Annotated in this window: 18 protein-coding genes; 9 read left to right on the forward strand and 9 right to left on the reverse strand. The window is 61.8% G+C overall.

Features of this window, described 5'->3' with window-relative positions:
• Positions 1 to 7: 7 nt before the first annotated feature.
• From P73_RS20350 to P73_RS20380, 7 genes are all read right to left on the reverse strand, one after another.
• Positions 8 to 1342: an LLM class flavin-dependent oxidoreductase gene (locus P73_RS20350; protein WP_043870994.1), complete on the reverse strand. Its 1335-nt coding sequence runs from the start codon at positions 1340 to 1342 to the stop codon at positions 8 to 10.
• A gap of 4 nt (positions 1343 to 1346) precedes the next feature.
• Positions 1347 to 1958 carry an NAD(P)-dependent oxidoreductase gene (locus tag P73_RS20355; protein ID WP_043870995.1) on the reverse strand — a complete coding sequence of 204 codons (612 nt, stop codon included), beginning with the start codon at positions 1956 to 1958 and terminating at the stop codon, positions 1347 to 1349.
• A 639-nt stretch (positions 1959 to 2597) separates the two neighbouring features.
• Positions 2598 to 4190: a gamma-glutamyltransferase family protein gene (locus P73_RS20360; protein WP_043870996.1), complete on the reverse strand. Its 1593-nt coding sequence runs from the start codon at positions 4188 to 4190 to the stop codon at positions 2598 to 2600.
• Entirely contained in the window at positions 4187 to 5200 is a 1014-nt protein-coding gene (locus P73_RS20365; RefSeq protein WP_043870997.1) for a TRAP transporter substrate-binding protein, read from the reverse strand. Before P73_RS20365 ends, P73_RS20360 begins: the two co-directional genes overlap by 4 nt.
• Before the next feature lie 40 nt (positions 5201 to 5240).
• The gene (locus tag P73_RS20370; protein WP_043870998.1) at positions 5241 to 7097 is read right to left on the reverse strand and encodes a TRAP transporter large permease; all 1857 of its coding nucleotides are present in this window, start codon (positions 7095 to 7097) and stop codon (positions 5241 to 5243) included.
• Positions 7098 to 7259: 162 nt separating this feature from the next.
• On the reverse strand, positions 7260 to 8405 hold the full coding sequence (locus P73_RS20375) for an LLM class flavin-dependent oxidoreductase (protein WP_043870999.1): 1146 nt from the start codon (positions 8403 to 8405) through the stop codon (positions 7260 to 7262).
• Positions 8406 to 8425: 20 nt separating this feature from the next.
• Positions 8426 to 9280, reverse strand: a complete 855-nt coding sequence (locus tag P73_RS20380; RefSeq protein WP_202966927.1) for an ABC transporter substrate-binding protein — start codon at positions 9278 to 9280, stop codon at positions 8426 to 8428.
• A gap of 247 nt (positions 9281 to 9527) precedes the next feature.
• Between P73_RS20380 and P73_RS20385 the strand changes: the two genes are divergently transcribed.
• A complete protein-coding gene (locus tag P73_RS20385) occupies positions 9528 to 9899 on the forward strand; it encodes an ArsR/SmtB family transcription factor (RefSeq protein ID WP_043872022.1) in 372 nt (123 codons plus the stop codon).
• A gap of 470 nt (positions 9900 to 10369) precedes the next feature.
• On the opposite strand, the gene P73_RS20390 is transcribed toward P73_RS20385, so the two are convergent.
• Positions 10370 to 12139: a thiamine pyrophosphate-requiring protein gene (locus P73_RS20390; RefSeq protein WP_043871000.1), complete on the reverse strand. Its 1770-nt coding sequence runs from the start codon at positions 12137 to 12139 to the stop codon at positions 10370 to 10372.
• 817 nt (positions 12140 to 12956) lie between these two features.
• Between P73_RS20390 and P73_RS20395 the strand changes: the two genes are divergently transcribed.
• On the forward strand, positions 12957 to 13859 hold the full coding sequence (locus tag P73_RS20395) for an EamA family transporter (RefSeq protein ID WP_043872023.1): 903 nt from the start codon (positions 12957 to 12959) through the stop codon (positions 13857 to 13859).
• A gap of 166 nt (positions 13860 to 14025) precedes the next feature.
• Here P73_RS20395 and P73_RS20400 read toward each other — a convergent pair whose 3' ends face one another.
• Positions 14026 to 14805 carry a GntR family transcriptional regulator gene (locus P73_RS20400; RefSeq protein ID WP_052453465.1) on the reverse strand — a complete coding sequence of 260 codons (780 nt, stop codon included), beginning with the start codon at positions 14803 to 14805 and terminating at the stop codon, positions 14026 to 14028.
• Positions 14806 to 15031: 226 nt separating this feature from the next.
• On the opposite strand from P73_RS20400, the gene P73_RS20405 reads away from it, so the two are divergent.
• The 7 genes from P73_RS20405 to hydA all read left to right on the forward strand — a co-directional run bounded on the left by P73_RS20405 (position 15032) and on the right by hydA (position 23404).
• Positions 15032 to 16675, forward strand: coding sequence for an ABC transporter substrate-binding protein (locus P73_RS20405; protein ID WP_082033317.1), 1644 nt, complete (start codon positions 15032 to 15034; stop codon positions 16673 to 16675).
• Positions 16676 to 16742: 67 nt separating this feature from the next.
• Positions 16743 to 17783 (forward strand): ABC transporter permease, encoded by a 1041-nt coding sequence (locus tag P73_RS20410; protein WP_043871001.1) that lies wholly within the window; start codon positions 16743 to 16745, stop codon positions 17781 to 17783.
• A gap of 8 nt (positions 17784 to 17791) precedes the next feature.
• Positions 17792 to 18637: an ABC transporter permease gene (locus P73_RS20415; RefSeq protein WP_043871002.1), complete on the forward strand. Its 846-nt coding sequence runs from the start codon at positions 17792 to 17794 to the stop codon at positions 18635 to 18637.
• Positions 18637 to 20250, forward strand: a complete 1614-nt coding sequence (gene nikE / locus P73_RS20420) for a nickel ABC transporter ATP-binding protein NikE (RefSeq protein WP_043871003.1) — start codon at positions 18637 to 18639, stop codon at positions 20248 to 20250. Before P73_RS20415 ends, nikE begins: the two co-directional genes overlap by 1 nt.
• 13 nt (positions 20251 to 20263) lie before the next feature.
• Complete coding sequence (locus P73_RS20425; protein WP_043871004.1) at positions 20264 to 21184, forward strand: NAD-dependent epimerase/dehydratase family protein; 921 nt, start codon at positions 20264 to 20266, stop codon at positions 21182 to 21184.
• Positions 21181 to 21957, forward strand: a complete 777-nt coding sequence (locus tag P73_RS20430; RefSeq protein ID WP_202966928.1) for an SDR family NAD(P)-dependent oxidoreductase — start codon at positions 21181 to 21183, stop codon at positions 21955 to 21957. Before P73_RS20425 ends, P73_RS20430 begins: the two co-directional genes overlap by 4 nt.
• Positions 21958 to 21967: 10 nt before the next feature.
• A complete protein-coding gene (gene hydA / locus P73_RS20435; RefSeq protein ID WP_043871005.1) occupies positions 21968 to 23404 on the forward strand; it encodes a dihydropyrimidinase in 1437 nt (478 codons plus the stop codon).
• Positions 23405 to 23835 lie beyond the last annotated feature (431 nt).

Genomic DNA, 23835 nt, shown 5'->3' on the forward strand with positions numbered 1-23835 from the left:
GATCCTCTCAGATGGCGGTGGAGAACCGGCCACGCTCAGCGCGGGTCAGTCCGAGATGGTCGCGCAGGGTCGAGCCCTCGTATTCGGTGCGGAAGAGCCCCCTGCGCTGCAGGATCGGGACGACTTCGGTCACAAAGGTTTCCGCGCCTTCGGGCAGCACGTCGGGCATTATGTTGAAACCATCCGCGGCCCCGGCGGCGAACCAGGTTCCGATATCGTCGGCGATCTGCTCGGGCGTTCCGGCTACGATGCGATGTCCCGCCCCCCCGCCCAGGCGGCGGATCAGCTGTCGCACCGTCAGATTCTCCCGACGGGCGATGGCGACAGTGCCTGCGAACATGGTCTGGTTATGATTGACCGGAATGGGCAGATCCTCGGGCAGATGCTCGTCCAGTTTCAGAAGGTCCGGGTCGACCTGAAGTGTGCCGGCCAGCCGTGCCAGCCCGTATTCGGCGGGTACCAGTTCTTCCAGTTCCCTACGGCGGGCTTGAGCGGCGGCCTCGGTATCGCCAATCACGGTGCAGAGACCGGGCAGAATCACGACATCCTCCGGCACGCGGCCGAAGCTTGCGGCGCGGCGCCGGATGTCGGCGGCAAAGTCGATGCTCTTCTCAAGCGTTTGCGATAGGGTAAAGATCACCTCGGCCACGCCTGCCGCCAGGTTGCGCCCGTCATCCGAGGCGCCAGCCTGCACCAGCACAGGCCGCCCCTGGGGTGAGCGGGGAAGCGTCAGTGGACCCGCGACCGAGAAATTTTTGCTCTGATGGTCAATCGGGTGGATCTTTGAGATGTCGAGCAGCAGACCCTGCGCCTTGTCTGCGATCAGCGCTTCATCCTCCCAGCTATCCCACAGTGCCCTGACGATTTCGACGAACTCACGGGCGATGGCGTAGCGGTCGGCATGGGCAGTCACATCACTGCGGCCGAAATTCCTCGCGATCTCGATCTCGGCCGAGGTGACGATGTTCCAAGCCGCGCGCCCGCCCGACAGCAGGTCGAGAGACGCGAAGCGGCGCGCGATGTTGTAGGGGCTGTTGTAGCTGGACGAGGCCGTGCCGATCAGTCCGATGTGGCTGGTTGTCGCCGCGATCCCGGAAAGAACGACCAGCGGATCAAGCGCCTGAAAGGGACGATATTGCGGGTGATCGACCAGTCCCGGCTTGTCAGCCATAAAGACGGCATCGAGCTTGCCTTTCTCGGCGATCTGTGCGCAGCGGATGTAATGCGCCGGATCGACGAAGGCCGCCGGATCAACTGAAGGCCAGCGCCAGGCGGAACCATAGACACCCACGTTCAGGATGTTGAGGTTAAGGTGAATCTCGCGTTTGCGTGCAGCAGTCATGGGATTAGTAACCTACGGTAAAGCGGCGGCGGAGATGGCGGGGACTGTCCAGTTCGTCCACCAGTGCCACGGCGTAATCCTCGAAGCTGATGGCGCTGCGGCCATCGGCACCGATCAGAAGATCGTCAGTGCCAAGGCGGTAGGTGGCGGTGCGCTGACCTGGCTCGAAGTTGGCCGACGGAGACAAGAAGGACCAGTTCAACTCATGCTCGGCCTGGAGCGCGGTGAGGAAGGCGCGTCCGGCGAGCGATTCCGGACGGACAGCGGGGTTGAATTCGGGCTCGTCAACACGCTGAATGCCGGGCCGGGCGTACAAGGTTCCCGCCCCGCCGACGACCAGGAGGTGCGGCACACACGCCGCCTTGACGGCGCGGATGAAAGCCGCCGGCTCGATATCCAGAAAGCGGGTGGCCGTGATCACCGCCTCATGCCCAAACAAAATCGGGGCAATTACGTCGGGATCATTGACGTCGCCTCCTACGACCGAGAGCCCTTGGCGCGGCGTGAGCCGCTCAGCTCGGCGGACGAGGGCGGTAACGGTTCTGCCGCGGCGCAGCAACTCGTCCAGGATACGAGTACCCGCGGCACCTGTAGCTCCGATCAGCAGGACAGACATGAAACCCCCAGAAAGACTACAACCTTTGTCGTGTATTTCCGGGATTTGAAGGCGAGAGTAAATACAATAAGTGAATTCTAAATGAGCAAGAATTCAAAAAACAAATGTTATGCTGCTTGAGCTTTGTTGGGCCGATAAGATGTTTTCTTTGCTTGGCCACCGGTAGAAGAAGTTTTCTGGGCTTGCTGGCCGGAGAGGGCAACCCAACCTGGCTCCCCAATCTCTTTCTCTGCTTACGTGGCGAATCGCCAATCATCATCCGTTTTCATTGAAACCGGAGGCTGCTTCTGTGATGGGGTGAGATTTGCCTTGTTCGGGAGAACCACACTCATGCCCGCCCCGATCACTCAGGTTTTCGACCTTGCCCCTCTCATCAATTGAGAAGTGAACACCTTTTCAGGGCTTCCGCCCTTGGTTCGCGCTCTCCTGCGCGCGCGTGGCAAGATCATGGATCGGGCCCTTGAGCACGAGAAGGGTCGCTTCTCACAACATCGCCAGAAACGTCAGGCGGCGCGCCGGCGTGATGCCGGTCCCGCCGGTTAACTGCAAGTTTCGCCGAATGTTTGCCACGGGGGATGACAGAACGTATCACACCTCATAACGCTGGCCTCGCCTTCAAAAGAGCGGCGCGTACAAGACTCAAAGCGCGGCCACAGCTCCATCCGAGCGCGGGTCTGTTGCACCCATGAGAAGCCCATCAGGGTGACGCAGGATGGCGCCGGCGTGGCCCATGAAATCTTCGTAGGGACCCGTCACCTCGAGGTCGTGGCCCGCGGCCCGCAGTGCCTGAATGGTGGCAGCATCGACACGGTCCTCGACCTTGAGCGTCATGGTGCCCTGGCCCCATGTCTTGCCCAGTAGCCAGCGTGGCGCACTGACCGCCTTTTGCGGAGGCAGCCCGAAGCGGGCAATGCGGGTGAACACCGCTGCCTGGGTCTGCGGCTGCCCCTCGCCGCCCATGGTGCCGTAGGTCAACCGCCGCCCGTCGTCAAAGAGCGCCATGGCCGGGTTCAGCGTGGTGAAGGGCTGCCGCCCAGGCGCCAGCCGGTTCCAGCTTCCCGAAAGCTGGAACGCGGCACCGCGGTTTTGCATGAGCACGCCGGTTTGCGGCGAGACGAGCCCCGAGCCGAATTCGTAATAGAGCGACTGGATGAAGGAGGCGGACCGCCCTTGCGCATCCGTCACCCCAAGCCAGACGGTATCGCCGGGCTGCGCGGGATGGGGCCAGGGCGCGGCGCGGGCGGGGTCGATCGCGGCGGCTTCGGCAGAAAGTGCCGCAGGTTCCAGCAACGGGTCAGGACGCGCCACGGTCCCGCGGTCGGCCACATGGACATCGCGCAGCCGGAAGGCGCGCTTGGTGGCTTCCACCAGTCCGTGCAAATGGGCAAAGGAGCCTTCCTCCCCCAGGTCGAGCTGTTCTGCGATGCCGAGGATCAGCAGCGAGGCCAGCCCCTGCGTCGGAGGTCGCGTGTTCCAAACCGTGGCGCCTGTCCGTGGCAGGCGCAGGGCCAGCGGTTCCAGCCATTCGGCGCGGTGGCGGGCAAGGTCGCGCGCTGTGACCGGGCTGTCGGCGGCGGCGAGATCGGAGGCGAGCATCGCTGCGGTCTCGCCTTCGTAGAAATCGCGAAGGCCGTTCCTCGCAAGGCGGCGCAGAGTGGCGGCAAGGGCGGGCTGTCGCAGCAGTTGCCCGACCTCGGGCGGCTGGCCGCCGGGGAGATACACGTCCGCAAAGCCGGGCACGGGAGCCAATTCATCGAGCCGCGCCCCGGTCAGCCAGGACTGGCTGCGGGTGACGGCGATGCCGGTCTCCGCGTGGTGGATGGCCGCGGCGAGGATCTGCTCCAGCGGCAACGGGTCCTGCCAACCAGCAGAGTGCGCAAGCGCCGCGTCCCAGCCCGCAACGGTGCCGGGGACCGTGCAGGCGGCGGCGGGCCCGCGCCAGGGCACGGCAGAGAGCTGCCGTTCGGCGTAATAGGCATCCGTCGCCCGCTCTCCCGCAGCCCCGGTGGCATGCAGCGCCTTCGGGGGCGCGCCGGTGCCGTCGGAGATCAGCCAGAAGCCGTCACCGCCGATGCCGGTCATATGGGGGTAGACTGCCGAAAGCGCCGCCGCTGTCGCGACGGCCGCCTCGATTGCGGTGCCGCCGAGGCGCAGAACATCGCGCCCGGCCGCTGCCGCGAGGTGGTGAGGGGCAGTGACCATGCCCCCAAGGCTCATCGGAGTTTCGATCATGCGCCGATACTTTGAACCATCTCGATCCGATCCATGCCACCGACGATATCGGCCATATCTTCCCAAACCGGCTTTGCGCCATCGACCCAGGCGTCCATCTCGGTCGGCTGGATCGTCTGGCCGCCTGCTGCGGTCGCCTGTTCCATGGAACTCTTCTCGTCCTGCACCATCAATTCGTTGAAATAGGTGGCGCCTTCGGTGGCGGCGGCCGAGAGGACTTCCTTCTGGTCGTCGTTCAGGCCGTTCCAGAAAATGGAGCTGAAGTAGATTACACCGCCCGCCCAGATATGGGAGGTCTCGGTCAGGCAGGGGACGACCTCGTAGAGCTTGAAGCCGGTATAGGCGCTTTTCGTGAGGTCCATGCAGTCGACAACGCCCGTTTGCAGCGCGTTGTAGGTTTCAACGATCGGAATGCCGGTGGGGTTGGCCCCGTAGGACGCCCAGAGCCTGGTGTGCAGCGGGCTCTGGATGGTGCGCATGTTCATGCCCCTGAGCGGACCGGGAGCAGAGATTGGCTCCTTGGTCAGCAGGTGGCGCGCACCGTAGTTGATGAAGGCGGGAACGACAAAGCCCTGGTCGGCCAGTTGGGATTTCAGGTTATCACCAACCTCGCTTTCGGTGGCAGCCTTCATGTGGTCGGCGTCGCGGAAGAGGAAGGGCAGATCGAGGATCTGCGTCTCAGGCACCCAGCTGGACATCAGCGAAATGGTGGAGAGGGAGGCCTGGACGGAGCCCAGCTTGGCGGCTTGGGCGACTTCCTTTTCGGCGCCGAGCGCGGCGTTGGGCACCACGTTGAAGGAAAACGCACCGGGCATTTTCTCTTCCACGATCTCCGCGATCCTGGTCCAGATCAGCGTCTCCGGTTTTTCCGGCGCCATGAGGGAGGCGACGGTCAGGCTTTGCGCGGCTTGCGCGCGGCCCACGAGCGCGGGCATGGCGAGGGCGGCCAGGGCCAGGCTGCCGGAACCCTTGAGGAAAGCACGGCGGCCGGAGAAAGTGTTGGTGGTCATGGTCTTGTTCCTGTGTTGGTGCCCGTTTGGGACTTTTTGATCAGGTGAAGGCGGCCCAGCCCAAGGCGAAAAGGCAGATGGCCAGGAGCGCGATGCAGAGCGCTGCCACGTGAGGAAGGACCGCACGGAACAGCGCGCCGGTGGGGATGCGGGTGACGCCGGAAACGACGAAGACGAGGACGCCGAAAGGAGGCGTCAGGCCGCCAATCATCAGGGTGACGACCATGATGACGCCGAACTGGATCGGGTCAAGGCCGGTGCCAGTGGCGATGGGCAGCAGCAGCGGCCCAAAGAGCAGGATGGCGGCACCGATGTCGAGGACGAGACCTGCAAGCAGCAGGATACCGACGGAGACGGCGAGCGCGGCCACCGGGCCCGAGCCGAGCGCCGCGGAGATGGAGCCGATCATGCCCGAGATGTTGTCGACCGCCAGCAGGAAGGCGAAGGGCGCAGCGGAGGCTATGAGCAGTGCGATGGCGGCCGCTTCGGTCGCTGCCTGCCGGAAGGCCGCGAGAAGATCCCGCCCCGGCACGCCGAAGAGGAGGCTCAGAAGGAAGGTATAGAGAGCGGCGATGCCCGCAGCCTCAGTTGTTGTGACAAGGCCCAGACGGATGCCGAAGACCACGATCAGGCCGAGACCGAAGGCGGGGATGGAACGCAGGGCAAGCCGACCCCGGTCGCGTCCCGAGGAGCGCGTGGTGACTGGCATGTCGCGGCAGGTGAGGCGGATCACCACGAAGAGCGCGAGGGCCAACAGAAGACCGCCCCACAGACCGCCGAGCAGAAGCTGGCCAACGGAGAGGTTGGTGGCGGTGGCCAGGATCAGGAAAGCGATGGAGGGAGGGATGACGTTGTCCAGCACCGACGTCGACGCGATGATCGCGCCAGCCTTGGCCCGCGGATAGCCCCGCGCCTCCAGTTCGGGCTGGAACGTATTGGCGCCGAAGGCGGCCGAGGCGATCGAAGAGCCCGAGGCACCGGAGAAGAGCACGTTGGTCAAAAGAGTGGTCTGCGCCAGGCCTCCTGGCATGTGGCCCACCACACTATCGGCAAAAGCCACCAGCCGACCCGCTACGCCGGACTTCGTCAAGAGCACGCCCGCGAGCAGGAAGAAAGGGATCGCCAGCAGAAGGAACTTCATCATGCCCGAGAGAGCGGCGTTGATCATCGCGGGCTCCGGCAGCGGACTACCCAGCGCCGAAACGAGAAAGGCGGCGGCAATGAAGGCATGCGGCAGCGGTGCGGCGACAATCAGACCCATCATCACGATCAGGCCAAGGGCGATGCTGGGCGGCACGCCCGGATCGAAGCGGAAGCCCTGGAGACCGGTCCAGAAGCCCGCCAGAGCCAGCACGAGGGCCGCCACCAGCACACCGACGCGTCCTTCCGCCAGCAGGCGCAGCGCAGCGAAGAGCATCACCAGCCCGCCCGCCAGGCCGAAAAGCGCAAAGGGGATCCAGTTCGGCAGGCCGAGGCTCGCGTTGGTGCCGCCCATGATCTGCGTCGCGATGAAGGAGCCATGCGCCAGCACGAGGCCGGAAAGCAGGGTCAGTGCCTCGCCCACCACATCGGCAATGCTCTGTATCCGGCGCGGCATCAGCGCATGTAAGACGTCCAGCCGCATGGCCAGTGCCGTGTTCAACCCCAGTGGTGCGCCGAAGGCGGTCATCAGGACATAGCCCCAGGTGCCCGCATCCTCGGCCCCCATGATCGACGACGAAAAGCCGTAGCGCAGCACGAAACCCGCCACCACCAGCCCCAGCATCGCGGCGAGGACCAGCGCGGCCAGAAAGCCGAGAGCGCGTCCCAGATGCTCCAGCGTCCAGGCTGCCGCGCGGGGCAGGGCCTGACTCTTGCGGCCGGGATCGGAGGCGGAGAGGGCGAGGCTGGAAGACATGGCGCTCTTTCGCTGTTGGCTCACCCCCCGCTGTGATGCCGGAGGCGCAATGTTTTGATCAGAGCGGACCGCCGGAACGAGGCGCAGGGGCGGTCAGTTCTCGCAAATCTGCCCGGACATGTTCCGGCGACCCCGGAAGGGGCAAGGGACGCCGGGGAGAGCTCAGGCGCCGGCGCGCGCATCCGCGGGCTTGGCATCGAGGTCGCGATCAAAGAGCGTGTTCCAGGTGAACTGCTTCTTCGGCGCAGTCTCTTCGCGGGCGACGTCGAGCTTGGGCAGAACCAGCTCGCCGAAGCGGTACGCCTCTTCCAGCAGCGGCATGCCCGAGAGGATGAAGGTCTCGATGCCAATTTTCCGATAGGCCTCGAGCGTGCGGATGACCGTGTCGGGAGAGCCGACGATTGCCGAGCCGGGGCCGGGGCGGACAAGGCCGATGCCGGCCCAGATGTTCGGCGCAATCTCGAGATCGCGCAGGTTGTCGGGTTTGACCCCGCCGTGCATCTCGCTCATCCGCCGCTGCCCCACGCTGTCAGTGTTGGAAACGAACTTCTGGTTGCCTGCGATGGAGGCTGCATCCATGTGATCGTACATGTCCTGGGCCGCGGCCCAGGCTTCCTCGTCGGTACGGCGGCAGATCACGTAGAGGCGAATACCATAGGTCAGTTCGCGCTCGTACTTGGCGGCGGCAACTTTCACCTTCTCGATCTTCTGGGCCATCTGCTCGGGGGTTTCGCCCCAGCTGAGGTAGGTCTCCACATGCTTGGCCGCGACCTCGATCGCCTTGTCGGAGGAGCCGCCGAACCAGAGCGGCGGGGCGGTCTCGGCCGTGGTGGGCAGTGCCAGCTTGGCGCCCACGGTGGGGAAATATTTGCCGTCCTGGGTGACGCTTTCGCCCGCCATCAGGCGGTTGTAGATGGTCAGGTATTCGTCGGCCATCTCGTAGCGTTCGTCATGGCTCATGGTCAGGCCATAAGCGCCCATCATCTTCGCATCGCCCGAAACGATGTTGAGCATGGCGCGGCCTTTGGAGAATTCCTGAAGAGAAGCCGCCATCTTGCCCAGCAGCGTGGGCGCTACGATGCCGGGGTGAACGGCGCAAAGAAGCTTCAGCCGTTCGGTTGCCGCCATCAGGGCCGAGGCAAGCACCCAGACGTCATGGGCACCGGTGGCGAACAGCGCGCCCGTATAGCCCAGATGGTCATAGGCTTGGGCCAGTTGTTTGTAATAGCCGTAGTCGACTGTGCGAGAGCCTTCCGGGGTCCAGGGGTAATGGCCGTCGGGGGCGCACATGTACCAGAGTACGTTCATGGGAGCGTCCTTTCTTACGATCAGGCCACGCTGATCGCGGGCCGGAAGGAGGAAATGGTGAGGGCCTCGGCAAAATCGCCATGGGCATGGAGAACATCCGCCTCTTCCTGCTGCTCGGCGACGAGCGCCTCGGAGGCGGGCACGACGGTCCAGTCGCGTCCAGAGACGACGCCCTTCCACGCTGCCAGGCTCTTTTCGTCCGCCTTCTCGCCCGCCAACAGAGCCGCGGCACGTTCGGGGTGGGCAGAGACCTCGCGACCGAGTTTCACAAGGCCAGCGACGAAGGCTTCGAGTTCGGCGTCGGAGGCACCCGAAGTGCCCAGCGTCCAGAAGACGGAGCGGTTAGGGATGGTCGAGCCGCAAAGCGACAACAGCCGGGTTTCGCCCTGTGCAATAGTCTGGTCGATCAGCGGCGCCATGGCGATCCAGACATCGACAGCCCCCTTCGCCAGTGCGTCGCGGGAGGCGGCCGGGGACATTTCGCGGCGCTCCACGTCCTTGAGACCGAGGCCCGCCTGCTCCAGCGAGCGGGCAAGCAGATAGGTATGGAAGGAACCGTCGATCAGCGCGATCTTCTTTCCCCTGAGCTGGGCGGGGGTCTCGATCTTGCTGTCCTTAGCCACCAGCAGGGCGCCGTTGGCCGGGCGTGGCGCAGAAGCGCCGAGGTAGATCACCGGGCGCCCGGCATTCTGGGAGATCAGCGGCGGAGTGGATCCGGTGCCGCCGACGTCGATGGTGCCAGCCTCGATCAGCGCGCCGGTGTCACGGCCCTCCTGATAGAACACGAAGCTGGTCTCGATCCCGTCGAAAAGGTCCGGCCAGATTTCTGCCAGCCTGAGATGAAGGTTCATTGGGTGGACGCCGATCTTGATCATCTTCTCGCTCCGGGGGGCGTTGGGGTGGTTTTCAATATATAATTTTGTAAATTGGTATCAGGGAGATTGGTTTTGTCAACGTTGACAGAAAATCTAATAATAATTTACTTTAAATTGGATAAAAACAGGGCAAGTGGCGCGGATCGGCATTCATTATTGGTAATCTGTTCTATGATTATATAGATTAACTACGGAACGAGGTGCGCGGCCGGAGGCCTTGCCAGCCTGCTCCATGGGAGAATCTGCGGTGAGCAAGAGAAAACCGGAAAAGGTCTGTCACAGCGTCGAAGAGGCCAGTGCGCTGATCAAGCAGTTGGCCAACCCCAATAGGCTTGCGGTGATCTGCTACCTGATAGAAGCTCCGCGCACGGTGGCCGAGCTGGAAGAGGACCTCGGCATTCCGCAGCCTACGCTGTCTCAGCAACTGACCCAACTGCGGGAGGCGAAGATGATCATCGGGCAGCGCCAGGCGCGGCAGGTGATCTACCGGATCGAGGATTCGCGGGTCCTGCCACTGGTACAGGCGCTGCGTCTGATTTTCGCTGAACTTAACGATATCCGAATGCAGAACCGGGGTGGCGAGGGCGTCCTGCCCGGAGCCATGGACATGTTCGACTGATGGAGCCTGGCTCTGGTGATCAAGAAAGGATGAGCTGACCCCAAAGTGTGGGGTTCGGTCGAATGCCCGCAATCCTGAGGTGTGTCCGTTCAGTCCCGTCACCTGCGACAGGCGTGCGAACCCTGGCTCAGTGTGAGTTTTCAGGGGAGACTTTGCGCTGACAGTCTTGCGAGACGCCCCTGATTGCCGGCTCACATGTCCCCTGAAACATGGCGCGAGCGCCCGCACTTACCGTGCGTGCCGCGCAGGACGCATTTTGGCTCTCCGTGAGTTCAACAAGTGCTCGAGCAGGCCATCGTTGCCTCTTTGACAAGGGTTCCTTCGCCACAGCGCGCTAAGGATCCGCCGAAACCTGCCTCGGCAAACATGCCGGTTCACAGACCCGAAGACCTGCACCGGTTTTTCCCGTGGCAGGCGAGACCTCCCGAATAGCTTCCGGGGACGCAACCGGTTCCTCCGATCATGACCGCTCATGACCCGCCGATGACCTGCCGTGCGGTGTTCAGCAGCACGGAGCCACGCTCCGGATCGGCGACGCTCGATGCCACGAAATTGCGCATCTGCTTGAAATCGAGATGCGGTGGCATTGGCGGCACCTCGGGGTCGGTGCGCACCTCGATTACCGTTGGCACGTCAGACGCCAGCGCCCTGTCCCAGGCTGAACCGACGCAGTCGGGATCGTCGATGAAGATGCCCTTCAGCCCGATGAGTTCGGCAAAGCGGTGGTAGGGGACGTCTGGAATGGTCTGGCTCGCCTCGAACTTCGGATTGCCCTCCATGATCCGCTGTTCCCAGGTCACCTGATTCAGGTCTTGATTGTTCAGGACGAGGCAGATCCAGGTGGGGTTGCTCCAGTCCCGCCAGTATTTGGCGACGGTGATCAACTCAGCCATGTTGTTCATCTGCATGGCCCCGTCGCCCACCAGAGCGATCACGGGACGGCCGGGATGGGCGAACTTGGCCGCGATGGCATAGGGCACCGCCGCCCCCATCGAGGCCAGGCCGCCGGACAGGGATGCCATCATTCCGGTGCGGATCCTGATATCCCGCGCGAACCAGTTGGCGCAGGACCCGGAATCCGAGGTCAGGATGGCCTTTTCCGGCAGACGCTGCGACAGCTCCCAGAACGGACGCTGCGGATTAACCGGCTGAGCCGGTTGCATGGCGCGGTCCTCGAGCATTTTCCATGACTTCGTCACGCTCTTCTCGACCGTCTCACGCCATTTTTTGTCCTTCTTCGGCTTCAGAAGCGGCAGCAGCGCCCTCAGCGTTCCGGCGCTGTCGCCGGTCAGGTTAACCTCCATGGGATAGCGCAACGACAGCATGGCCGGGTCGAGATCGATCTGCACCCCCCGAGCGGCCCCTTCCCGAGGCAGGAATTCGGAATACGGAAAGCCCGATCCCACCATCAGCAGTGTGTCGCACCCCTGCATAAGATCCCAGCTGGCCGAAGTGCCAAGAAGCCCGATCGCGCCGGTCACATAAGGCAGATCGTCGGAGACCACTGCCTTGCCAAGCAGCGCCTTGGCCACGCCGGCACCGAGCGCCTCGGCTACAGACTGCACCTCCGTGCCGGCGCTCAGTGCTCCGGCGCCGACCAGCATTGCGACCTTCGATCCCTCATTCAGCACGTCCGCAGCGCTCTGCAAATCCTCCTCGGCCGGAATGACCTTTGGTGGAGAATACCCAACCCCGGAAAACACCGCGCCGTGGGCATGCGGAGGCTCCTCGAAGGGCATCTCCTGCAGATCGTTCGGAAAGATCAGCGCCGTCACCTTCCGCTGCGCAATGGCGATGCGCGCGGCGCGGTCCGTGAGGTGACGCACTTGCGCGGGCACCGTTGCCTGCTGCACGAAGGCGCCGGCCACATCCTTGAACATCGAGAGCAGGTCAATCTCCTGCTGGTAGTGCGCGCCCACAGCCGTGCGTGCCTGTTGTCCGGCAATGGCGAGAACCGGCACATGGTCCAGCTTTGCATCATAAAGCCCTGTCAGCAGGTGCGAGGCACCCGGCCCCGAGGTCGCGATACAGACGCCCAGTTCCCCGGTGAACTTGGCGTGGGCAGAGGCCATGAAGGCCGCCATCTCCTCATGCCGGGTCTGAACAAACTCGATATCGCCATCACGTCGCTGCAACGCGCCCAGCAGACCGTTGATCCCGTCGCCAGGATAGCCGAAGACGCGGGTCACCCCCCATGCCTTGAGCCGCTCCCAGAAGAAATCGCCGACCGTCGGTGCCATGTGCCGCCCTCCCCTTGGTTGAAAGGTTCCTCCTCCGAACCGAGCACGGCCGGAGCTGTTCCAGAGAAACACGCGTCACCCGCGTCGGAGACCCGGATGCTCCATCGCGTTCCAGGAGCATCGCGGCGCGTCTGATCACGCCGATGCGGGCCGAAAATGGCCGCGGACTTTCCCCAAGCAGGCGCATAACCTGCGCTTGCCCAGGCTGTTGCAGATGCGTCCGAAGCACGGCTCAGCTCTTCCCGCCCGCTGCTGCACCGCAGAGCATCGCAAGGGGGCGTTCAGCGTCCGAAGTCCGGACGCACGGAAACAGTTTCCGGCAATTGGCTGAACTGGCTCCCGGCTGCCCACGTGCCGCTGACCGCCCAGCGTTTCATCTCCGCACGCGTTGGGCAGGCCAAGCATCCGGCATCGTCAACGTGGTGCGTGATTTTCAGATACCGGCTCCCAACATCTCGATCGCGATCGGTCGATCCATATAGGCGACGCGCGGTAGCACCGGAAGCCATACGGCGGATCCCGGCGCGGCGAACCCTACCCGCCGCACCGTCCTGCCCGGAACGTCTTTCTGTTCCGGGCCCTGTCAGCACGCACCATGCCCAAGACAAGCAAATCTCTTCCGGGACATCCCCCTCTGATCATTGGACCAGTGCAAATGGGAAATTTACCTCAACACGCTCCGGGGAATTCAAAAGGCGCTGGGCAATCAGCAGCGCCAAGGCGCGTGCGCACCGCGATGATGTTCACGACATCGCGGCTCGATACACGGTGCTCTTCAGGGCTTGCCGCCCCGCTTATTCTGGAGCACCAAGGGCGCATGGAAACCTGGATTATAGTTGCCGCCGCCGCCGCGGCATTTCAGACGCTGCGTTTCATGCTCCAAAAGCAGCTCAGCATGGGGACGCTCAGCGCGGGTGGCGCAACGCTGGCGCGCTTTTGGTATTCGGCACCGTTCGTGGTCGTCCTCCTTGTGATCTATCTGGTCGCCCGAAGCGTCCTTCTTCCCGAAATCACACCGATCTTCTGGTTTTATTCCGTCGCGGGGGGATTGGCACAGATCCTGGCGACGTGGTGTGTCGTGGCCCTGTTCGCCCAGAGAAACTTCGCTGTGGGCATCACCTTCAAGAAAACGGAAGTCATTCAGACGGCCCTTGTCGGCTTCCTGGTTCTCGGAGACCGGATATCGCTCCCCGGAATAGGGGCGATTGTCCTGGGATTGACAGGTGTGCTCGTGCTCTCCGACACACCCAGCCTTGAGGGCCGCACCTGGAAGCGTTTGGGGAGCCGCGCAACGATCCTGGGAGTTGCATCCGGCGCGTTCTTCGCCATATCGGCGGTGGGCTATCGCGGCGCCACCCTTTCCGTCGAAAGCGCGGATCCCCTGTTGCGCGCGGGCGTGTCTCTGGCGGTCGTGACCGTGATGCAGTCCGTCGCACTCTCCTTATGGCTCATGTGGCGCGAGCCGGGGCAAGTGACACGAGTCGCCTCGGCGTGGCGCACAGCCATCTGGATCGGCCTGAGCGGCATGGCCGGCAGCCTGTGCTGGTTCACCGCCTTCACCCTCCAGAATGCAGCAATGGTTTTCGCTGTAGGTCAGGTGGAGGTCATCTTCTCCATATTCGCAACCGTCCTGTTTTTCGACGAGCGGATCAGTCGGCGGGAAGCATGGGGAATGGCCCTTGTCACGCTGTCGGTAATGATTGTTGTTGCAGTGCGATAATGGTCAAGCGAAGGGGGAGAATGTCCCTTGGAAGCAGAGCCGGCCCTGGGATCGTTGCCCTCGTTCAACCATCCAGTGCTGTACCTACCAACTCTGGACCGCCCGAAGCTGGAGTTCTTGGGCTTTGCGTCTCGGCTGCTCGACCAGCCCGACCCGAGCAGTTCCCTCATGGAACCTGATGAATCGATTCCTCGCCGTCTTCCGGATTGCCGAGCCAGCGGAAGGCGCTTTCCAGATCCGGTTTCTCGTCAGCGCTGTCCAGTTGCAGATCCTGACGAATGTGATCGAGGTGATGCGCCATCGCGGCAGAAGCCCTTTCGCCATGCCCTTGCGCAATCGCGTCAACGATTTCGCTGTGCTCATCACGCGGGCACCCGAGCTCTCGCTCGGCATGCACGAGAATGGCAAGGCAAGTCAGAACCTGCAGCTCAGTCATGCAACGGATCAGATAAGGATTTCCACTTATCTCGGCGAGCTTCATGTGGAATTCGCCCGTCAACCGGACCAACCGCGCACGATTGTTCGTTACCCGCGCCTCCGCCTCCATTTCTATGTGACGTTCCAGAACCTTCAGATCGGCCTCGCTGCGCTGATCCGCAATCTTGCTCACCATCGGCGGCTCGATCATATGGCGAAGTTCCAGCATCATTCCCGCCTCGCGACGGCTCGGGGAAGCGATTGTATAGCCGATGTTCGGCGTCTTGATGAACACGCCGATTTCGGACATCTGGTTCATTGACAGACGCACGACTGTTCGGCTCACACTGAAGGCCTCGGCAAGCTGCGCCTCCGTGATCCGCGCCCCCGGCGGGAGCCTCTGTTCAAAAATCGCATGGATCAGGCGGCGTGTGATCTCGCTCGCTGCATATCCATGCTTCAGTCGCTGCGGCGTTTCATGGCTTTCGTTTCCTTCGTTTGGACGATCCGATGACATATCCAGATTCACAGAGATCTTTCCTTAAGCATATAGCGAAGGATCTTGCCCGAAAGTTAATCATGGCAGGCCGTTCGCGCCGTTTCAGTCCCTTATGAACGAAAAACTTCTAGTTTTCAATTGACGTATTTTTTGCAGCATTCTTCATTGTATCCAATGATAAAGACAAATATTCATGCCACCCTTTCAAGCCTGCTTCACGGCGCAAATCAAAAAAACGACCAACGGGAGACTAAACATGAGATGCGAACCTGTTTCTTTTGCTAATTCCAGAGATCTGAAAAGCCAGAGCCTACGCTCGACCCTGAAACTTGCAGCCTGTGGCCTGTTCTCACTGGCAGCCTTCCCGGCGTGCGAAGCCTGGGCCCAATCCGCAGCGCAGACGCTCATCGTCGCCGGCCCACGTACGCCGGAATCTCTAGATCAGGAATACCCCCCCACGGAAGCGGTCCACGAGATGCGACGCAACGTCTACGAACGGCTGCTCGCCTATGAAATGACAGAAGGCGACGATGGAGTTCTTTACGAGGATTTCGGGAACATTGGTGGCTCCCTGGCCGAAAGCTGGGAAGTTTCCCCCGAGTTCACCTCCATCACTTTCACTCTTCGCTCCGACGTGGTGAGCAGTTGGGGAAATCCGCTGGATGCGGACGACGTCATGTGGTCCTTCGAGCGAGGATGGAATCTCAAGTCGAATTTCCACTGGTATATGACGCAGGTTCTCAAGATCGAAAATTTCGAGACGGCATTCACAAAGGTCGACGACCAGACTGTCAGGGTAACAGTGCCGGAACCGTCTCCCCTGCTCGAGAAGCTGTGGACGAACAGCGACCTCGGAATTCTCGATGCCGACAAGATGCAAGAGATTGCGACGGATTCCGATCCGTGGGGTCAGCGCTGGCTTGCAACGAACTCCGCATCCTTCGGCCCTTACTCCGTGTCCAAATACGCGCCGGGGCAGGAAGTTATCTACGAAGCCAACGAGGAGTACTTCCGCGGCGCGCCCGAGATCAAGCGCGTGATTTTCCGCGAGATGCCCACCAGCGCAAACCGTGTGGCCGCGCTTCAGGCCGGCGCGGTGGATGTCGCAGAATATCTGGCGCCGCGCGAACTTGCGCTGCTTGGAAACATGCCCGGCGTGCGCATCGAGCAGGTCTACGGGAACTATATCCACCGTGTCGAGATGCAGAACGAGACACCGCCCTTCGACAATCCGAAAGTGCGGCAGGCGATGAACTACCTCGTCCCGCGTGACGAGATCTCGCAGGCGGTGTATTTCGGCACCGCCCGTCCTACGAAAAGTCCCATATCCGAGATCTATCCGGCCTTCACGGACGAATACTTCCAGTACGAGGACAACGTGGAAAAGGCGAAGGAACTTCTGGCGGAAGCCGGCTATCCCGACGGTTTCGAAACCGAACTCGGTTATCGGACCGGCGACCAGATCGAAGAAGAACTGGCTGTAATCCTTCAGACGGCATTCGCGCAGGCGGGAGTGACGGTCCAGCTTTCGAAGCTTCCGGCCTCCACCCTGGTGGAACGATACACACAGGGCGACATCCCCATGTATTTCTTCCGGGACATGGCTATCGTGCCCGACGCAGCCTATGTCGCGAATCTCTGGCTGAACTCGAATTCGCTTATCGACTACTCAAATTTCCACAGCGATGAGGTGAACGAACTTATCGACAATGCACTTTCGTCGACTGACGAGGAAGCTCGTCTGACGGACATGAGGCGTGTTCAGCAAATCACCATGGAAGAGGCTCCTTGGGTATTCCTGTTCAACCCAGGCTACCAACTGGCCATGCGCGACAACGTGACAGGCTACTCTTGGTACACCCCCAACGGCAATGCCTGGTTCGATTTCCATAAGGAATAAGACTCAATAGCCCCTTCCATGCCGTCCGGTCCCACCGGACGGCACTTATTCCTGCGAGGATATCGTCATGACCCTTTCCCCGACATGGCAGCGATTGCCACGCTTTCTCCGCATCCTTCTCAAACGCCTTCCCATGGTTTTCCCGCAGGTTCTGGGCGTGATCTTTGTGACATTCATGCTTGTACGGCTGCTGCCCGGCGACCCCGCGCTGTTGATGCTGGGCAATATGGCGACCGAAGAGAGCATCGACAATCTCCGTGAGCAGCTCGGATTGAACGACAGCCTTCTCACACAATTCGTCGGCTACCTGACTGGCGTCATTCAAGGCGATCTGGGAATTTCGCTCTTCACATCGAACCCCGTGGTAGTCGACCTGATGGAACGTGCGCCGGCCACGCTGGAGATGATCTTCTATGCCATGTTGCTCACCGTTATCCTTGGGGTGACCGTGGCCGTCCTGGCGGTGGTGCATCCCGGCGGCATTGCCGATTACGTCAGCCGTATCTACGGCATGGCGGCGGGTGCCATCCCGGATTTCTGGGTCGGGCTCCTTCTTATCTTTTTCCTGTTCGCGATTCTGGGCGTCGCACCCGCCCCCTTCGGCCGCATCGACCCCATGATTGCCCCGCCCCCGGCCGTCACCGGCTTCTACACTTTCGACGCTCTGATTGCCGGCGATCTCGCCGCGCTGAAGTCCGCGGCCGGCCGCCTGATCCTCCCGGTACTCACGCTCACAATCGTCAATGCCGGGGCGCTGATGAAGATGAGCAAGACCGCCTTCGCGGATATCTGGCGGGCCGAATTCATCCGGCACCAACGCGCCAGCGGCCTGGCCCAGAGCCGGATCATCCGAAACGCGCTGCGCAACAGCTTACCGCCCGTCATCACGCTCGTCGGCTTTCTCATGGGATTCCTGCTCGGCGCCGCCGTTCTCGTGGAAACCATCTTCTCATGGGGTGGTCTCGGGCAATACGCGGTGCAGGCCGTCACCTATTCCGATTACCCAGCGCTACAGGGGTTCGTGCTGGTCGCGGCGGTTTTCATTCTGGTCGTCTATCTAGTCGTGGACATTCTCTACGAACTGACCGACCCGCGGATCCAGACATGAGCCGCCCCATGACCCAAACGACCGACTTCCTTCGCTTCATCCTGCATCGACCTGGGGCAACCTTCGGACTTGCGCTGCTGGTCTTGCAGGTCGTTGCAATTCTCTTTGCACCGCTCCTCACAACACATTCCCCGACGCAGGCAAATCCGCTCATGTCCCTTAAGCCGCCCTCGCCTGAGCACTGGCTGGGCACTGACGTATCGGGGATGGACATCTATTCGCGCATCGTCTTCGCGACGCGGATCAACCTGCTGATCTCGGTAACCGCTGTGGCCACCGCTTTCCTGATCGGCGTGCCAACCGGCCTCGTCGTCGGATATTACCGGAACTGGTCGAGCACGCTGGTGATGCGCGTCTTCGATTTCATCCAGTCCTTCCCGGTGTTTGTTCTGGGCATGGCTCTCGTCTCCGTCATGGGACAGGAGATCTGGAACGTGGCAATCGTACTCGCGGCTCTGTTCGTGCCGGTCTTCGCCCGGCTCATCCGCGCAGAGGCGCTTTCGCTGCGCGACCGCCCCTTCGTGGCGGCAGCCCGCTGCTCCGGTGCGACTGACTGGCAGATCATGTTCCGCCATGTCCTCCCGAACGCCCTGACGCCGGCCATCGTGCAGATCTCGATCTCGCTGGGCATGGCAATCCTTCTCACTGCCGGGCTCTCCTTCATCGGCGCCGGTGTACGGATGCCGACGCCGGAATGGGGTTTGATGGTCTCCGTTGGTTCTCAGCAAATGATCTTGGGAGTCTGGTGGGTCGCACTCTTCCCAGGGCTGGCCATTATCTTCTCGGTGCTAAGCTTTTCCCTTCTGGCAGACGGCTTGCGAGAATACGTGGACCCCCGCAGGGAGCGACGCTGATGATACACTCCCTGAACATCCCGATCCTGACCACCAGCGAATTGAGCGTCGCCTTCGAGGAAAAAACCGTCCTACATACCATCTCGCTCAAGCTGCACCGAAACGAGGTCCTGGGGATCGTGGGAGAAACCGGAGCGGGCAAATCCGTTCTGGCCCGAGCCCTCCTCGACCTACTCCCTGGCAAGGGACGGATCAGCGGCGGACGCGTCCTGATCGACGATCGCGATCCGACCCAACTGTTACCGGAGGAACTCCGACAGTTCCGCGGCGGAAAAATTTCTCTGATCGGGACTGACGCCAAGTCCCTCCTCGACCCGGTCCGCCCCGTGGGCGAGCAGGTGGCCGACGTGCTGCGGGCACACAAGGGGCTCTCTGCCAAACAAGCAAAGGCACGGGCCATCGAAATCTTCACTCAGGTCGGCATCGTGGATCCCGCGAGCCGCGCCGAGGCCTATCCCCACCAGCTTTCCGGCGGGATGGCTCAGCGAGTGATCATCGCAATGGCCCTTATCGCCGAACCTGAGATCATTCTCGCCGATGATGCGACCCTTGGTCTGGACGCAACAATACAGGTTCAAGTGCTCGATCTGCTGGTGGCGCGCTGCCGCGAGGCGGGAATGGCGGCGATGATCATCACCCACGATCTCGGCATCGTCGCGCGCTACTGCGATCGAGTTGCGATCATGCGTGAAGGCCGGATCGTGGAGGAGAGAGAGACGCACGCATTTCTCGAAGCGCCCTCGACCCCCTACGGGGCGGAACTTCTGGGCGCTGCCCGTGCCCGCCCCGTCCCGATGACGAGCAATGATGATCCAACGAAAGGACTGGAACGGCCCATCATCGAAGTGATCAATCTCGTCAAGCACTTCACCACTTCCGCCCGACATGTCGTGAGGGCGGTGGATGATGTCTCCTTTTCCATCCGCCCCGGTGAAACCCTTGCGCTCGTCGGCGAAAGCGGGTCGGGCAAGACGACGGTCGGGCAATGCCTCGTTCGCCTGCTCGGCTCCGACAGTGGCAGCATTCTGTTCGATGGTTCGGACGTCCTCCCGCTTTCGCACTCCATGTTCCGACCGCTCCGCCGTGATATCCAAATGGTTTTTCAGGAGCCATACGTGGCTCTAAACCCGCGATGGACGGTGGAGCGGCTGGTCTCCGAACCGCTGGCGCTCGATCCCGAGATGGAAAACGCGGCCAGACGCCGCGAACGGGTCATGGAGATGCTGGATCTGGTCGGTCTTCGCGCGGATCAGGCCAGTGCCTTCCCCCACCAATTGACGGCCGGCGAACAGAAGCGGGTGGGCATGGCCCGCGCGCTGGTAACGAAACCCCGCTTCGTCGTGTTCGATGAGCCGACCACCGCACTGGATATTCGCGTGCGCGCGCAGATCATCGATCTTGTGCGCGATCTGCAAAGCGAAATGAATCTCGCAACACTCTTCATTACGCACGACCTGAATTCCGTCCGCTCTCTGGCGCACAGGGTCGCGGTCATGCGCCACGGAAAAATCGTGGAGACCGGCGAGACCGAACGCATCTTCTCCCACCCCGAAAATGATTACACGAAAATGCTCCTGAGCGCAGAACTGCCCATCGAGAGCTTTTCCCGATGAGGAAGATATCGGAATGAACCGAAAGACCGTTCTCGTCACGGGGGCCTTGGGCCTGATCGGCCACGCCGTGCGTCTTCGCCTCGAGGAAAGAGGCGACAAAGTTGTTGCGATCGACCGGGTGGCCGGCCAGATTGACGGCTTCGATGTAAGTGAATGTGACGTGACCGATATTCACGGGCTCTATGCATTAGCTCGGCGCCATGACTTCACCCACATCGTGCATTGTGGTGCCTTCTCCGGGCCGATGGTCGCGGCGGATCATCCAAGCCGGATAGTTCAGGTCAATATCGGTGGCGCGGTCAACATTGCGGAGCTCGCCCGTAATATTGGCGGGGCTCGGGTGGCTTTTGCCTCAACGGCAACAGCATACGGCGTCACCCCGCCTGGACCGGTTCCAGAGCATACGATCATGATCCCCGACAGTGTCTACGGTGCCACGAAAGCTTCGGCCGAACACCTGCTCAATGCCTACAAGCTGCAATTCGGGCTGGACACGGTGAGCCTGAGGATCAGCTGGGTCTACGGGCCGCGACGGCGCACCGCCTGCCTGATCCGGGACATGCTTTGCGACGCACTCGCAGGCCGCGCCAGCCACATCCCCTTCGGCAAGGATTTTCCGCGCCAGTATGTGCATGTCGACGACGTGGCACGGGCCATGCTCCTCGCTCTCGACACGCCATTGCTGCCAGAGCAGAGCTACAACATCACAGGCGGGCGCCGACACACCATAGGCGAGGTCGCGGATATCGTCTCACGCGTAATCCCAGGCGCCCGGATCTCCGTCGCTCCCGGAGAAGATCCCGGAGACATGAGGCAGGCATTATTCGATATCTCCGCCGCCGCAAGAGATCTCGGCTACAGCCCACGCGTCACGTTGGAGGATGGTATCCGCAGCTATTTCGACTGGCTTAAAACAGAAAGAAGCACAGAATGATGCAGAGCCCTGACCTTTCCTTCTCTCTTGCCGGGCGCAAGGCGCTCGTGACCGGCGGCAGCCGCGGCATCGGCGCAGCCATCGCAAGGCTTTTTGCAGAGGCGGGCGCGGACGTGGCAGTCTGTCATTTCGGCGACAAAGGAGGTGCAGACGATCTTTCTAAAAACTTCAGGGAGCTTGACCGCGTACTGCACGCGCACGAATGCGACGTCGCCCAAGAGACGGAGGTCGACGCCCTCGCCGAGTGGACAACCGAAACCCTGGGCAAAATCGATATTCTCGTCAATTGCGCAGGCATCGGTGGACAAGACAAACCGTTCCGCGAGGTCTCGGTCGCGGAATGGGATCGTATGATCGGGATAAACTTGCGCGGAGTCTTTCTGGTCACCCGTGCCTTCTTCCCCGGCATGATCGACCGCGGTTATGGCCGGATCGTCAATGTGGCGTCTCAATTGGCCTACAAGGGCGCCCCCGGCCTCGCGGCCTATGTAGCGGCGAAATCCGGAGTGGTCGGGCTGACGCGGGCTCTCTCCTACGAGGGCGCGCCGCATAATGTCATGGTCAACGGCATCGCCCCCGGTCCCGTCGAAACTCCGCTTCTACTCTCGCACAGCGACGCGTGGCTCAAGATGAAAAAAGGCCAACTGCCCGTCGGGCGCTTCGGCCGGACCTATGAAATCGCGCCGACGGCGCTGCTGCTCGCTTCCGAGACAGGCGGCGCCTTCTATTGCGGCCAGACCCTTTCGCCCAATGGCGGCGACGTGATGCTATAAGGAGACCAAGATGAAAAATCTGGATCTGGTGATCCGGGGCGGCGAAGTCATTACCGCCTCCGACCATGCTCGTGCCGATGTTGGCGTTCGGGATGGCAAAATCGTTGCCGTCGGGATTGGTCTACCGAAAGGCAAACGGGAGATCGATGCACGCGGTCTCATAGTGATGCCCGGCGGAATCGACAGCCACGTACATCTCGCACAGCCCTCCGCAGAAGGCACGGTCATGGCGGATGGGTTCGAAAGCGGCACGCGTTCCGCGATTGCCGGCGGCAACACGACGGTCATTCCCTTTGCCCTGCAATCACGCGGGATGTCTCTGCGTGACGCAGTTGCGGATTATCACCGCAAGGCGGACGGGCAAGCCTATTGCGACTATGGCTTCCACATCATTCTGACAGATCCGACCCCCGAGGCACTCGGCCAGGAATTACCCGCTCTGGTGTCCAGGGGCTATACCTCCATCAAGGTATTCATGACCTATGACGACATGGTGCTGAATGATCGCGAGCTGCTGGAGGTATTCGACGCCGCCGGAGATTGCGGCGCGCTCGTCATGGTGCATTGCGAAGGCTATGATGCGATCCGCTTCATGACCGAGAAGCTTGAGAAAGCAGGAAAAATTTCCCCTTATTATCACGCCGTCTCCCGGCCGGAAGCCGTCGAGCGCGAGGCCGCCCATCGCGCAATCAGCCATGCGGAAATCACCGGAGTGCCGATCATGATCGTGCATGTGTCCGGCCGTGAGGCCATGGAACAGATTCGCTGGGCACGCAACCGTGGTCTCAGGATCATGGGGGAGACATGCCCGCAGTATGTGTCGCTTTCCGCGGATGACCTGAAAGGGCTGAACATGGACGATACGGGCAGCAAATATGTCTGCTCACCACCCCCGCGTGATCCTGAAAGCTGGGCCGCCATATGGAGCGGCATACAGACCGGAGTGTTCCAAACCTTCTCGTCGGATCACTGCCCGTTCTACTTCGAAGGCAAGCTGGGAAAAAAATCCGCCGCGGCCCGCAGCAGTTTTCGGTGGGTCCCGAATGGAATTCCCGGAGTTGCAGTGCGGATGCCGCTCTTGTGGTCGGAGGGAGTTATGAAGGGACGCATTTCACCAAACGAATTCGTCGCTCTGACATCGACGAATCACGCACGCATCTACGGGCTTGCACAAAAAGGCTCCATCGCTCCGGGCTTCGATGCGGACCTGACCCTCTGGGATCCGAAGCGTAAGATCACGATCACACAGTCGCTCATGGAACATGGGGCGGACTATACTCCGTGGGAAGGCGTCGAGGTCACTGGCTGGCCTGCAATGACGATCCTGCGGGGCGAGATCATGATGCGCGATGGCGAAGTTTTGGGCAATCCCACGATGGGAAATTTTCTGCCCCGCGAAATTTCGAACGAAGCGCTACGGGCGCGCGAGAGCGGAGATCCCTTTTGAGCGCAATAGATGATGAGCGCAGCGCCGCCTCAAGGGAAAGGTCGGCGACGTCAGGCACTTCACGGACCATCTCGTTGCGCAGCAAAACATGCGGAACGGCGAGGTCGTGCTTCTGCCCTTCTCCGGGGCAACAGGAAAAGATTGAGACCTGCGTCGCGCGCTGAATGTCTCCCGTCCAGAGCAACAGATCTTCGTGCGTCGGCTCCATCACGCCCGAACCGGCCGCCTTTCGTCTACAGATGACGGAACAGCGATGTGGCCCCGATTTGACCGGCGCAGGATTGAGCGCCTCGGCGCCGCCGATCGTCTCCCGCCGACTATGCCGACCTGATGAATGTGGTCAGCGAGATCTACAGGCAGGACGCCGAGCCCCTCCCAACGCACCCTCGACCGGATCGAGGCGGAGGTGACACCGACCGTCCGCCCCTATG

Source organism: Celeribacter indicus (genome assembly GCF_000819565.1).
Lineage (GTDB): Bacteria > Pseudomonadota > Alphaproteobacteria > Rhodobacterales > Rhodobacteraceae > Celeribacter > Celeribacter indicus.